Here is a 12,952-nt window from a genome sequence, read left to right on the forward strand (position 1 = left end):
AATTTGATGAGGCTTGGGAAGAAGCCTCTACAGGGCAGAAGTGCACTGCAACTTGGTGGACGCTATTTTCAGCGTCAGTCTAATCTTTTGTTAGAAGTTAAAAGGAATCTAATGCAACCACTGCGTGGTATGCTACAGCAATAAAGTGTGTATCTTTTGTGAGGAGGTTGATAGATTGAGTAATGTATTAAAACTAGCCATTGATATTGGTCATAATTGCAGTTATGACCTAGGGGCATCTGGGATTAAGTCAGAGGATAAGTTAAATCTTGAGGTGGGTACTAAACTAATTGAGAAATGCTTAAGTGCGGGTATTGAGGTTATTAAATGTTTGTCTAGTAGTGCTTTAAGTCTTTATGACTCTTTAAACAAGAGAGTAGCTATAGCTAATAATCATAATGCAGATTTCTTTATATCTATTCATCACAATGCTTTTCCAGGAGCACAAGGATGTGAGATTCTTTGTTATCCAGGTAGTAAGGGGATAGATATTGCAAAGGTAATACTTCCAGAGATTGTTTCTTTAGGGTTTAGAGACAGAGGGGTAAAAATTAGGGATGATCTCTTTGTATTAAAAAATACTATAATGCCTGCAATTCTTATTGAATGTGCCTTTTGTGACAGTGAACATGATATGCAAATATATAACCCTGAAGCTATGGCGGCTGCAATTTTTAGAGGAATTAAAAAGGCTTTTAATATCCATAATGAAGAAAGCAATCAGGCAAAAGAAGAGGGGCTATATCATGTAGTAAAAAAAGGTGATAACTTATGGACATTATCAAAGATTTATTTCACAACGGTAAAAGACATCATAGCTTTAAACAATATTGAAAATCCAGATTTAATATATCCTGGTCAAAAAATAAGAGTTAAGTAAATAATCAAAAATTCTATTTAAAATGAAAGGAGGCGAGTCATATGACAGAATCAATTTTAACTTCATTAGCTTTAGTTGTAGAATATAAAAGCGGACTAGATAAAGAAGGAAAAGATGTCTACAAGAAGCAAAGATATTCAAAAATATCTGAAGATGCTACAGATGAAGCTTTATATGATGTAGGAAATGCCATAGGACAAGTAATAGATACACAGACCTATAGAGTTTCAAAAGAAAATAAATTTGAGCTAATAAGGTTGTAACCCTTATTGCTGTAGAAGCTTGGTATTCAAAGCTTCATTAGAGTCATTTTTAGCCCCATCAAACTCTATTTAAGATTTTGATGGGGCTAATTCTTTATAAAAATGACAGTGGTTGTCAGGGTTTTGTTGATATACTAATAATAAGAAAACAAAAGGAGTGAGTTAATCATAAATATAGAAGGTTTACTTAATGTAAGGACAAGGGAAGAGCTAAGAATTTGGTTGCAAGATAACAGTTCAATTGAAACAAGTTGTTGGGTAGTGGTTAGTATTGTGCCTAAAGCAGATACATTATTATATCTGGACGTAGTTGAAGAGGCTTTATGTTTTGGATGGATTGATGGAATTAAAAAGAAAAATTCAGAAAATCAGCTTGTTCAACGATTATCTCCTAGAAGTAAAAAAAGTTCATGGACAGAATTGAATAAAGAACGTGTAAGGCGTCTTGAGAAACTTGGACTTATGACTGATGAAGGAAGAAAGGTCTTACCTGATATGAGTAGTAATTCTTTTGTTATTGATAAGTTTATAGAGAAAAAGTTGAAAGAAGATGAGTTAGTATATAAAAATTTTATGAATTTCCCTGAGTTGTATAGAAGAGTACGAATAGATACAATACAACAGGTGAAAAACCAACAGGAGTTATTTATGAAGAGATTGGATAAGTTTATAGAAAATACTAAACAAGATAAGATGTACGGTTCATGGAATGATAATGGACGCCTTATTGACTAAGAGAGGCAAGTGAAAAACTAATCAACCAGAATAAACTCTAACAGATATAGCCCAGTTTTATATAATGTATGTAGAAATATGAAAACAGTTACTGTAAAATAGAAATAAGTGTAAGTAATTAATAAAAGTATTTTGGTTAGTTTAGGAGGGTGCTATTTTGTTCTTTATTTTATTTGAAAAAATATATACTAATCCATTTGTGGAAAAAGCATTCTATTTAGTATGTGGAGAAAAACTTATTACTGATGGATACTGTGATATGAATCGTTATATATCTGGTAAGATTAGCAAAGATTCAATGCTGCAAATATTAAAGAATATAGATTCTCCATTTATTGAATTATATAGGAGCAAATTCGTTGAAGCAAAGGATATTGAGAAAGCTCTTGATGAATTTATTAATTCTAAAGCTATGAAGAATTACGGAAATGCTGACTTTATGAAATTTGAGGAAGCGCAAGCTTTAATTAATTGGATTTACAAGTCAATAAACACAATTGATGAGCGTTTAGTAGCTACTAAGGAAATGATGAAGTCATTAAAAGAAAAGTACAAGCTGTCAAGTGAAGTAAATATTTCTCAAGGGATAGTATACCTAAATTCAATAGTTGAGTTAAATTTTTTGTCTTCCATTGAAGAATTTTTTAAATATATTAGAGAAATGTCACTACCAGGGAAAACATTATTTTATAGGGGACACGCGGAAGCTAATTATATCTTAATTCCTTCATTAATGCGTAGGCATAACTGGAGGATTAATGAAAGAAAAATGTACAATGAACTAATAATTAAGTGTCCAAGTAGTTTTGAAAAAATGAAATCTCATCTTGAATATCTTGTGGAAATGCAACATTATGGGTTGCCTACAAGGCTATTAGATATAACAACTAATCCTTTGGTTGCCTTATATTTTGCATGCGAAAACTATCAGGATTCTTTTGGAGAGATTGTAGTTTTTTCTGTTGATGATAACTCTATAAAATATCCCCAAAGTGATACTGTTTCTATATTAGCAAGTTTACCTATGTTTGACTATGCAAAACAACAAGAAATGTATGAGTGTGCAAGTGATAAAAATATGTCTCAAGAGCAGTTTAATACAAAAGTACATCCTTTATTACAGGAAGTGAAATCTGAAAAGCCTGCATTTAGAGATGAGATTGAAAAAAATGATTTGCTTAGTAGTGTAGTTGTATTGCCACTTAAAAATAATAATAGAGTACTTAAACAGGATGGAGCATTTATATTATGTGGTTTATCTAAGAATTATAAAGAGCTGGATTTAAATGAGTTACGATATAAAGATTCTAATAAAAAAAGACAAGTATTTATAATTAAGGAGAAGAAAAGTTTTATAGATATGTTGAATGCTTTTTCCATAAACAAATCGACTCTTTTTCCTGAAATTGATGATGTTGCTGATTTTATAAAGGGAAGATACTAATATGCGGAAGACAAGTTGTCTTCCGCATAATTACTTATTATTTAAGCTCAATATGCCTTAATTACCACTAACTGAAATCCCATTTTTAAGATTGAATTTCAATTTATTAATAATACTATTTTTCTTATTAACAACTTTTGAGTAGTTAAGATTGCTATGCAAGGAATACTGCTTTAAGGTATGCTTTTTTAGAAAAACATAGTCTACAAGATTCTTTTCAGTGTGACTAAGCTCACTAATTGCCTTTTTTAAGTTATCAATATCAATTTTTTTAATAACTTCATCTTCAATAAATTCCTTATCATTTGAAACTACATGTTCGAGATTATCAGTAAGAATTAATGTAGCTGCCCCATCAGTTTCGTTTCTTTTATTAGCTAATCTTATTAATAAGCCTACTGAGTTTTTTATTGAGATAGTAGCATAGGCAACAAACCTGTGTTTATCAGGGTTATATCTACTTAAGCAATTAAACAGACTGTTATAACATTCATTAACTATGTCTTCAAATTCAAAACCATGAATATAAGATTTTTTTGCTAGATTCAATATAAATGGTTTAAAATTTTCTGCTAATTCTTCCTTTGCTCTCATATCTCCTTTTATCGATAGTAACGCTAATCTTTCCACTTCATCAAAATTCAAATTTATCACCTCTTACTCATTTTTTAAGAGTAGGTTGATAGGGTAAGTAATGAATTAAAATAGGCATTAATATTAGTCATAATTGCAGTTATGACAGGGGTAAAGGAAGGAATCCTTCAAGTATTTTATCTATAGGAAAATTATACCATAAACCAATCTTGATAGGAATAGGTGTTCTAGATAGCTAACTATTTTTATATTTTAAGCTACTACTTTTTTATCGTTTTTGAATGTTTGTTAAATCTCCAAAAATAAACAAATTAGTTTATATGAAAACTAAATTTTGGTAATATTTTTATAGTAATCATTGACTATGGGGTTACCCCTTGATTTAAAATTGATTTGTTTTTAATAGAAACAATCAAACAAAGGGGGATAATGATGAAAAGTATAAAATCAAAATTAATAGTATTTGTGGGATCCCTGTTCATAGTTATATGCATAAGCATGGGAATAGTGGCCTTCTTAACAGCAAAAAGTTCTCTAGAATCTAATTTAGAGAAAACACTTCCTAATATTTCAGTAAGAACTGCTGCAAATATTGAAAGTAAAATAGAAGGTGAATTAAAATCACTTGAGTCAATAGCTGCTAGAGATGAAATAAGCAATCCTGACATATCTTTAGAAAAAAAATTATCAATTCTTTCAGAGGAATCTAAAAGGATTGGAAGCTTAAGGATGGGGGTTGTAGATAAAAATGGATCAGCTCATAACACAAGTGGTACAACCGCTGAGATAAAGGACAGAGAGTATTTTCAAAAAGCATTATTAGGGGAAGGGACTGTTTCAGATCCAATAATAAACAAAACTGATGAAAGCGTAATTATTATTTATGCAGTTCCGATTAAACATAATAATGAAGTAGTTGGAGTACTAATTGAAACTAGGGATGGAAATTATTTAAGTGAATTAACTAATGAAGTTAAGGTTGGCGAAACTGGGTATGCATTTATGATAAATAAAAAAGGCGTAACTATTGCTAATACTAATAGTGACTTAGTAGTTAAAATGAATAATGCTATAGAGAAAGCAGAGAAGGATGAAAGTTTACATAGTCTTGTAGAAATCTACAAAAAAATGATAGTCGGAGAGACTGGATTAGGTGAATATAAGTATAATGGGGTTAAAAAAATAATAGGATATGCTCCGGTAAATGGTGGGGAATGGTCCGTAGGCGTTACAGTAAATAAAAAAGAAATTTTATCAGAATTAGATGGATTGCTTGTACTTATATCACTATCAGCTGCTGTATTAGTACTAGTAGGTTTTATTATGATTTATATAATATCAAGTACTATAGCAAAAGGAATTAAATCAACTTCCAAACATTTAAAGCTATTATCAGAAGGGGATTTAAATAAAGAAGTATCTCCCAAGTATTTAAGGCTGAAAGATGAAATTGGAGATATGACAAATTCAATGAAAGTAATGCAAGAATCATTGGGATCAATGATTAAAAAGATAAAGAATAACTCTGAAAATATTAATTTTCGCTCTGAAAATCTAACAGCTATATCAGAGCAGATAGCAAATGTATCAGAAAATGTAACTGAAGCCATTTCTGATATCACTAAGGGGACAGGATCTCAATCAGAAGACTTAATGTTAATTGTAACAATACTTAATGAGTTTAGTGATAAATTATCTGAAATGGTTAAAGAGATTCAGGACGTAGACTCAAATTCAAAGCAGATAAATATTATGGCAAACAATAGTAGTAATGATATGAATGAATTAAATAAATCTGTGATAAATGTAAGTACTTCTTTTAAGAGTTTTTATGATAAAATAAAAATCTTAGGAGAAAATATTAAACAAATAAATGAAATAACTAATTTAATCAATAGTATATCAGAGCAAACAAACTTACTAGCATTAAATGCTGCTATTGAGGCTGCTAGAGCTGGAGTATCTGGAAAAGGTTTTTCGGTAGTAGCAGAAGAAATAAGAAAATTAGCAGAGCAATCAAAAGATTCAGCAGAAAATATAAGTAAATTAATAAGTATAATTTCAAAGAATTCAGATGTTATAGTAAAAGATTCAGTAACTATGGATGATGAATTAATGAAACAAGTTGAGATTATTGATAATTCAACAAAATCTTTTAAAGAAATTATATCTGCTGTGGGCGAAGTAATACCTAAAATTGATAGTATTAAAAGCTCTGCTGAAAATATAGAAGGCGATAAAAATGTTATATTAAGTAGGATAGATGGAATATCTTCAATTTCATTAGAAACTTCAGCATCATCTGAGGAGATATCAGCGTCATCAGAAGAAATGTATGCTTCAACTGAAGAAGTAGCCGAAGCTGCAAAAACTCTTAATAGTATGACTACTCAAATGATAGAAGAAGTAAATAGATTTAAGATTTAATGATAAAAGAAAAATAGAATTACTTGCTTATTAGCTAGGTAATTCTATTTTTCTTATTTAGCTTCAACTCGAGCCCATATTAAAATATAGTATATAGGGATTGTGTCTGCATTTTCAATAAAAAGCAATCTTCCAGAAGTATTATCTACAAATTCATATCCTTTTAATTTTGCATAAGAGGTAAGGGAAGATAAATCATCAGGAGAAATAGAGAATATATCCTTTACAGCAATGCAGGTTCTAATACATAGACCTTCATTAGTTATCTTAACATTATTACTACAACTTAAAGATAGATCATCGAAATATTTTTTTGTTATTCCTATACCTATAGTTGAAGAATATTTTTTGCTAAAGGTATCATCATTTAATTCCTCCTTGGATAATGATATAGATATATATGAAAATGGAAAACAATTAACCCACTCTTTTATAAAATTGAATTCTTTTATTGAAGAATCTTTGGTGATTATAGGTAATGAATATATTGTTGTACCATGAAATTCATCAACAGAATTTATTAATTTCATACCAAAACTTGAGTATTTTTTAGTTTCTTTTAAGCGGAACAATTCATCCTCAAGTCTCTTAATTTTATCTTCAAGTTCTGTTTCTTTGTCACATAGAAAATAGTTGAATTCATTTAAGGAGGTATTTTTAATAGTATGTCTTATTTCTGATAATGGCATATGTAAACTAGTTAGCTCTTTTGTAAGTAGAGTAATAAGTGCTTGTCTATTATCATATTTAAAATAACCGTTTAGTGATTGAGTTGGTGCAAGAATATTAATATCTTTATAGTGACGAATAGTGTCAATACTCAAACCTAGTAATTGTGCAAATTTTCCTATAGTATACATAGATAACTCCCTTCAATATTAATTGATGATTCGACATATAAGTACAAATTTAGAGTTTATAATAATTAATTATAATAATTAAATTATGTTTAGTATATAGATTATGGAAGAGAAAAATTTTTTTATGAATAATCTATTAATAAATATTGACTATTGTGTTACCCCATGGTTTACAATCAAGTTGTTAATTTTTAAACAATATTTACATACTAAGGGGGATAATATGAAAAAATTATTAGGAATTCTATTATGCGTATTAATGACAAGTACTATGGTTTCTTGTGGAAGTAAAGTAAAAGATGAAACTACAGATATTGTTATCGTAGGTGGTGGTGGTGCAGGAATGACAGCTGCTATAGAAGCAAAATCACAGGGAATGAATGTTATACTTGTAGAGAAGATGCCTGAAATGGGAGGAACTACTCTTCTTGCATCTACTGCATTTAATGCGGGAGGAAGTTCAGTACAATTAGGTGAAAAGAAGGAAGCGACTGATACAGACGCTACTTCATCAGCATCTGTTGATACAACTGTTGATGAGAGTGAAGTGTATACAGCTGATGATTATTATAAAAAGCTTTTAGGTAGCAAAAAGGAAGACGATCCTTCATTGAGATTATTAGCAGATTTATCAGGGAAGACTGCTGATTGGCTTATAGATATGGGGGCTGATTTATCTAAGGTTATAAATGGCTCTCAACATACAACTGAAGATGGCAGTGCTATGGGGAAAATGCTGGTTTCTGTATTACTAAAAAGAATGGATGAATTAAAGATAGATTACAGAACAAATAGTAAAGCAACTAAGGTTATAATGGATGGAGATAAGGCTGTAGGTGTTGAGATTGAAAGCGATAAAGGTAGCTACAAAATAAATGCAAAGGCTGTAATTCTTGCAACAGGAGGATTTGCATCTAACGCAGAAATGGTAGCAAAATATACTCCTCAGTGGGCTGGATATCCTTCGACTGCAAGTGAAGGAGCAACTGGAGATGGTATTACTATGGCTATGGAAGTAGGAGCTGGAATAGGCAATATGGATGTTACATCTCCACAAACTGTAGCATTTGATACTGGTAATGGTGCAGTGTCTTTGACAAATGTGCGTTACAATGGAGCTATATTAGTTAACAAAGAAGGAAAAAGATTTGTAAATGAATTAGCGAATACTACTGAACTTGGTGAAAAAATCACTAAGCAAACTACTGGATATGCATACTTAGTATTTGACCAAGTATCTGTAGATAATGCAGCTCTTATGCAAGAATATAAAGATAGTGGTTATTTTACAGAAGCTGATACTTTAGAAGAGCTAGCAGAAAAGCTTGGCTTAGATGATGGACAAACTTTAGTAGAAACGGTTAATACTTATCAAAAATATTTTGATGCAGGTAAAGATGAAGAGTTTGGTCGTAAAGAGTCTATGTTCAGTCGTATTGATACACCTAAATACTATGGAGCTAAAATTTCTCCTGCAAGCCAAATAACAAATGGTGGTGTATTAATTGATTCAGGTGCACATGCATTACGTGAAGATAAAACTGTTATTGAAGGGCTTTATATAGGAGGAGAAACTGCAAGTCAACTAGGACATGGATTAACAGTATCATTTGTAATAGGACGTCTAGCAGCTGAAACTGCCATAGCTGACATTAAAGACAGCAAATAGACTAAATTCAGAATCATTGATTAAATTATCTGTAATAGTTTTTTATATTAAAAAGTTAAATTATAGAGCTGTTGTATTAGTTAGTATAAAACTACTAATACTCAGCTCTTATTTTTTCAATTTAGAATTATTAATATCCCAAGGTTTAAATACTCTATAATCTTCTAAATGCTTCTTCTTTTTTAACGTTGTTATCTTCATAATATTTAAAGATATTTACAATATCATTTTTGTCTTTAGCGGATATAAATTTATTAAAAGCTTTAGGATTACAAAGTGTATTCATTGTAGTAAAAAGCATATTAAGATTTTTCTTAGTATCTATAATAGAAATCATAATTATTATATTTATTGGATCATTAGTCTTATGGCCAAACTTTACAGGCTTTTTTAGTCTTACAAAAGAAGCACCAAGCTTTTTTGCTCCATCTTTAGGAGAGGCATGGGCAATAGCAACTCCAGGTGCAAATACAAAGTAAGGACCATTGTCTATTACATTATTGACTACAGCTCTAATATAATTGGGTGTAATTATATCTTTCCATAGAAGGGGTTCTCCCGATAAAATTATTGCCTCTTTCCAATTTTCAACCTCTTTATCTAATATAATTAACTCGTCAGTTAAAAGAGAGGAAAAGGTTTTCTCTTTTAAAATAGTAGGTTTTATTTTTAGATTTTCGTATTTATCATTGGAGAAGCTATCTATCATAGATTCTTTATTTTTATCTATTTTTGTTATTGCTTTATATGGAGTTATTTTATTTAGGAAATCAGATACCAGTATATTGATATGAACAATATCATCATCAGATAAAATAGGGTTTACTTGAATCCAAGGGATAGATATACCGATTAATGGAATTGTACTAATAATTAGATCACAATTAAGCTGTCTTTTCTGCATATATTCTTTAAGTTTGTGTGAGGATATAATTTCTAAAATATTTAGTTTAAAATGTTTTGATAATCTTTCTGCTAAAAAATGAGATGTTCCAAAACCTACATGACAAACAATAATTACAGAAGGGATAATAAGACTTTGACGTATTTTTTCTAATGAAGCTTCTATATGCATTAATATATAAGAGCTCTCATCTTCGTTAATCCTCACATTGAGATTTTCTTCTAAGAAGTTAATATTGTCTCTTAATATTTTAAAATCTTTTGGATAAGTTGAAATAAGCTGATCTTTATAGGGATTTATTAAAGAATCTCCTTCTTTTATCCTATGGCAAACTCTAGCTATATGGGCTGTTAAAAATTCTTGAAGTTTGTATTCTTCTTGAAGATTTATATTAAAAGCTTGAGATAGGTTGTACAAGAAGCCGTTAACTATTATATAATAATTGATAAGTTCTTGATTAACAGGAGTATTGTTTTTATAAGTTATTTTATATCTTAATTTATCTGCGAGGTATAAAATGTCTCCTTTAGAGAACCCTCTATCATTCATAATTAGTCTTAATGCATACTCAGATATTTCACAGAATATATCATCTGAGTGAATATCTCCTACATAATCTTCTATAATTCTTTTTTTATCTAACCTATAGCATATTATGCAAAGAAGAATTAATATTTCATTGAAATCTATATCTGTCATTGCGATACAAAAATGAGGTTCAAGAATGTAAAGTGCATTTTCAGCCATTGATTTATAAAAATTGAAGTTAATTTGATGTTTTATATAATATAGACATATGTCACCAGAAGTATCTAAAGAGTTTGGATTGGAAAGCTCCTTTTCTTTTAAGAAGCTGTATATGACATTTCGTCTAGTACTTTCATCTATATCTAAAATATAACCATATCTCTTATTTTCAGAAAAGGATACACCATATTTATTTAATATATTTCTTGCTAAAGAAATGTCTTTTTTTATTGAGCTTCTGCTAGCAAATAGAGCATCTTCAAAATCTGCAATAGTTATGGGTTCATCTGATAATAAAAGCATTATAGATATTATTATCTGTCTTTCCTCAGAAGAAAGTCTATAATCGTAAAAATCACTTTTAGCTGCAATATTTAAAATTTCATTTATGTGAGCTTTTTCTCCTATGAAAGATACCTTACTATTATTTTTTATTAAGATATTCTGAAAGTCATTATCTATTAAAAAGTCCTCTATTATAGATATATGATTCCTGATAGTACGAACATTAACGTTAAAATAATCCCCAAGTTCTAATAAATGAAATTCCTTGTTTTTATTGTTTATTAAAAAAACCAATAGTTCATAAACTCTATTATTCATATGGAACTCCCCTCTATAACACTACCTTCTAAGATATAAGACTATTATAATATACTTTCAAATTTAGTTGAAACTGTTTGCAATATAATTTATTAACAAATGTCTTCCCGATTTTGAGAAAACTTTTAACCAGTTAAATAGTTTCAATATGTTCTATGAAATAGGTAAATTTATTGCCCTTTTATATATTTTTTATTGAACTTATAATTTAGGCATAGACAGATTGTGCTTTTGGTCATTGTGAAAGTTAATAATATAAGTTTATGATTTAAAAATAATTAGTGAAGGAGTAAATCATGGTAGAGAGAGAAATAACAGTAAAAAATAAAACAGGAATTCATTCTCGTCCAGCATCAGAACTAGTAAAAAAATGTTCTAATTTTAAAAGTAATGTTGTTATAAAAACTGATGATAAAAAAATTAATGCAAAGAGTATACTAAATGTTTTATCAGCAGGTATAGTTCAAGGAACAAAAATCACCCTCTGTACAGAAGGTGAAGATGAGGTTGAAGCATTAGAAGGCATTTCAAATTTTATTAATAACTTAATAGATTAATTATATTTATTTCTTTATGGAGGCGGTGTTATGGGGAAAGAAATAAATGAGATTCCTTGTCTTTACTGTGGCAAAAAAACTACTAGCAGAAAATTTATAATAAACCCTAAGGCAAAAGAGGAAATGCCTTGCTGTAGTAGTCAGTGTATGAATGAGGTTAAAAAATTTATTGAGTGGGATAAGTATAATAGAATGAAGTTGTATGTTATGTTGTTTATTTTTGTTGTTTTGAATTTGATTATTTTAGGATTTGATTGGAGTTTTAGGTGGAGAAATGCTCCAATTATATGTATAGCTATTTCTGTTTATTTTTACCCCTTAATTTTTACAAGGTATATAAGATATCAAAAACTAGGAATTAAAAAGACAATTAAGAGTGTGAAGGCAATAAGTATTTTTATAGTAGCATTTAATATTTTATTAATGCTATAGCTTATAGATTATAAAAAAGTATTAGAGGAGAAAAGTACATGAATTTATTAAATAAAAATTTAATTATTATGAATGCTGATGTATCTTCAGCTGAGGAGTGTATTAGATTAGCAGCAGGTTTATTCTATAAATATGGATATGTAAAGGAAGGCTATGGAGAAGCTGTTGTTGAAAGAGAACAGAATTACCCAACAGGGCTTCCAGGTAAAGGTGTTAATATTGCAATTCCTCATACTAATAATAAACTTGTAAACAAACCAGGTATTGCAGTAATTATTCCTAAGAGACCAGTGAAATTTACTATGATGGGAACAGATGATAATATCTTAGATTGTGAAATTATTATTCCTTTAGTGGTTTTTGATTCACATATGCAAATAAATATGTTAAAGAAAATGACAAAGATTATTCAGGATGAAAAATTACTTAAAATGATTTTAGATTCAAAAAATGAGGAAGAAGTAATAGCGTGTTTAATCTCTTTAGAAGAGAATTAAATAAAAAATAACATGTAAAGGGGAGTTTATTATGAGATCAGTAAAAATTTTATCAGTCTGCGGTTCAGGTACTGTTAGTTCGGCTATGCTTTCATCAAAACTCGAGGACGTTTTAGAGGAAAATGGATATTCTATGGAAGCAACAGAAGTTGCTCCAGGGGGAGTACCACTTGCTATTCAATCTGGTAAGTTTGATTTAATAGCATACACAAGTCCTGTAGAAGGTGATTATGGAATTCCAATATTAAATGCTACACAATTTTTAGTAGGTATTAATGAAGAGGATTTCATTGATAAATTATTAGAGATACTTAAAGAACTAAGTCTATAATTTAAAAAA

13 protein-coding genes are annotated in these 12,952 nt (G+C 29.4%); 10 read left to right on the forward strand and 3 right to left on the reverse strand.

Annotated elements, in window-relative coordinates; all coding sequences use genetic code 11:
- Nucleotides 1-175: 175 nt before the first annotated feature.
- The 4 genes from P8F83_RS02295 (at nucleotide 176) to P8F83_RS02310 (ending at nucleotide 3,322) form a co-directional block, all read left to right on the forward strand.
- The gene (locus P8F83_RS02295; RefSeq protein WP_326513265.1) at nucleotides 176-880 is read left to right on the forward strand and encodes an N-acetylmuramoyl-L-alanine amidase; all 705 of its coding nucleotides are present in this window, start codon (nucleotides 176-178) and stop codon (nucleotides 878-880) included.
- Between the two features lie 41 nt (nucleotides 881-921).
- Nucleotides 922-1,143, forward strand: a complete 222-nt coding sequence (locus tag P8F83_RS02300) for a DUF1659 domain-containing protein (RefSeq protein WP_286909234.1) — start codon at nucleotides 922-924, stop codon at nucleotides 1,141-1,143.
- Between the two features lie 222 nt (nucleotides 1,144-1,365).
- Nucleotides 1,366-1,878: a YdeI/OmpD-associated family protein gene (locus P8F83_RS02305; protein WP_326513266.1), complete on the forward strand. Its 513-nt coding sequence runs from the start codon at nucleotides 1,366-1,368 to the stop codon at nucleotides 1,876-1,878.
- Nucleotides 1,879-2,035: 157 nt separating this feature from the next.
- Nucleotides 2,036-3,322, forward strand: coding sequence for an FRG domain-containing protein (locus P8F83_RS02310; RefSeq protein ID WP_326513267.1), 1,287 nt, complete (start codon nucleotides 2,036-2,038; stop codon nucleotides 3,320-3,322).
- Between the two features lie 57 nt (nucleotides 3,323-3,379).
- Here the strand turns inward: P8F83_RS02310 and P8F83_RS02315 are convergent, their stop codons facing one another.
- The gene (locus tag P8F83_RS02315; RefSeq protein ID WP_326513268.1) at nucleotides 3,380-3,967 is read right to left on the reverse strand and encodes a sigma-70 family RNA polymerase sigma factor; all 588 of its coding nucleotides are present in this window, start codon (nucleotides 3,965-3,967) and stop codon (nucleotides 3,380-3,382) included.
- Nucleotides 3,968-4,348: 381 nt separating this feature from the next.
- Between P8F83_RS02315 and P8F83_RS02320 the strand changes: the two genes are divergently transcribed.
- Nucleotides 4,349-6,343, forward strand: coding sequence for a methyl-accepting chemotaxis protein (locus tag P8F83_RS02320; protein ID WP_326513269.1), 1,995 nt, complete (start codon nucleotides 4,349-4,351; stop codon nucleotides 6,341-6,343).
- A 53-nt stretch (nucleotides 6,344-6,396) separates the two neighbouring features.
- On the opposite strand, the gene P8F83_RS02325 is transcribed toward P8F83_RS02320, so the two are convergent.
- Nucleotides 6,397-7,203: a MerR family transcriptional regulator gene (locus tag P8F83_RS02325; protein WP_326513270.1), complete on the reverse strand. Its 807-nt coding sequence runs from the start codon at nucleotides 7,201-7,203 to the stop codon at nucleotides 6,397-6,399.
- A 223-nt stretch (nucleotides 7,204-7,426) separates the two neighbouring features.
- Here P8F83_RS02325 and P8F83_RS02330 point away from each other — a divergent pair, with 223 nt between their 5' ends.
- Nucleotides 7,427-8,872 (forward strand): FAD-dependent oxidoreductase, encoded by a 1,446-nt coding sequence (locus P8F83_RS02330; RefSeq protein WP_326513271.1) that lies wholly within the window; start codon nucleotides 7,427-7,429, stop codon nucleotides 8,870-8,872.
- A 154-nt stretch (nucleotides 8,873-9,026) separates the two neighbouring features.
- Here P8F83_RS02330 and P8F83_RS02335 read toward each other — a convergent pair whose 3' ends face one another.
- A complete protein-coding gene (locus tag P8F83_RS02335; RefSeq protein WP_326513272.1) occupies nucleotides 9,027-11,126 on the reverse strand; it encodes a BglG family transcription antiterminator in 2,100 nt (699 codons plus the stop codon).
- A gap of 296 nt (nucleotides 11,127-11,422) precedes the next feature.
- Here P8F83_RS02335 and P8F83_RS02340 point away from each other — a divergent pair, with 296 nt between their 5' ends.
- From P8F83_RS02340 to P8F83_RS02355, 4 genes are read left to right on the forward strand one after another with little or no spacing between them, the layout of a single operon-like run.
- On the forward strand, nucleotides 11,423-11,683 hold the full coding sequence (locus tag P8F83_RS02340; protein ID WP_326513273.1) for an HPr family phosphocarrier protein: 261 nt from the start codon (nucleotides 11,423-11,425) through the stop codon (nucleotides 11,681-11,683).
- 30 nt (nucleotides 11,684-11,713) lie between these two features.
- On the forward strand, nucleotides 11,714-12,115 hold the full coding sequence (locus P8F83_RS02345) for a hypothetical protein (RefSeq protein WP_326513274.1): 402 nt from the start codon (nucleotides 11,714-11,716) through the stop codon (nucleotides 12,113-12,115).
- A 38-nt stretch (nucleotides 12,116-12,153) separates the two neighbouring features.
- Entirely contained in the window at nucleotides 12,154-12,612 is a 459-nt protein-coding gene (locus P8F83_RS02350) for a PTS sugar transporter subunit IIA (protein ID WP_326513275.1), read from the forward strand.
- Between the two features lie 31 nt (nucleotides 12,613-12,643).
- Complete coding sequence (locus tag P8F83_RS02355) at nucleotides 12,644-12,943, forward strand: PTS sugar transporter subunit IIB (protein WP_326513276.1); 300 nt, start codon at nucleotides 12,644-12,646, stop codon at nucleotides 12,941-12,943.
- The last annotated feature ends 9 nt before the right edge of the window (nucleotides 12,944-12,952 follow it).

It is taken from the genome of Clostridium intestinale (genome assembly GCF_035905475.1).
GTDB lineage: Bacteria > Bacillota > Clostridia > Clostridiales > Clostridiaceae > Clostridium_T > Clostridium_T intestinale.

What these genes read in the sequence shown, in the direction of transcription:
- P8F83_RS02345 (WP_326513274.1), top strand. Translation starts at nt 11,714, where the DNA reads ATGGGGAAAGAAATAAATGAGATTCCTTGTCTTTACTGTGGCAAAAAA.
- P8F83_RS02330 (WP_326513271.1), top strand. Translation starts at nt 7,427, where the DNA reads ATGAAAAAATTATTAGGAATTCTATTATGCGTATTAATGACAAGTACT.
- P8F83_RS02340 (WP_326513273.1), top strand. Translation starts at nt 11,423, where the DNA reads ATGGTAGAGAGAGAAATAACAGTAAAAAATAAAACAGGAATTCATTCT.
- P8F83_RS02300 (WP_286909234.1), top strand. Translation starts at nt 922, where the DNA reads ATGACAGAATCAATTTTAACTTCATTAGCTTTAGTTGTAGAATATAAA.
- P8F83_RS02325 (WP_326513270.1), bottom strand. Translation starts at nt 7,203, where the DNA reads ATGTATACTATAGGAAAATTTGCACAATTACTAGGTTTGAGTATTGAC.
- P8F83_RS02335 (WP_326513272.1), bottom strand. Translation starts at nt 11,126, where the DNA reads ATGAATAATAGAGTTTATGAACTATTGGTTTTTTTAATAAACAATAAA.
- P8F83_RS02355 (WP_326513276.1), top strand. Translation starts at nt 12,644, where the DNA reads ATGAGATCAGTAAAAATTTTATCAGTCTGCGGTTCAGGTACTGTTAGT.
- P8F83_RS02320 (WP_326513269.1), top strand. Translation starts at nt 4,349, where the DNA reads ATGAAAAGTATAAAATCAAAATTAATAGTATTTGTGGGATCCCTGTTC.
- P8F83_RS02350 (WP_326513275.1), top strand. Translation starts at nt 12,154, where the DNA reads ATGAATTTATTAAATAAAAATTTAATTATTATGAATGCTGATGTATCT.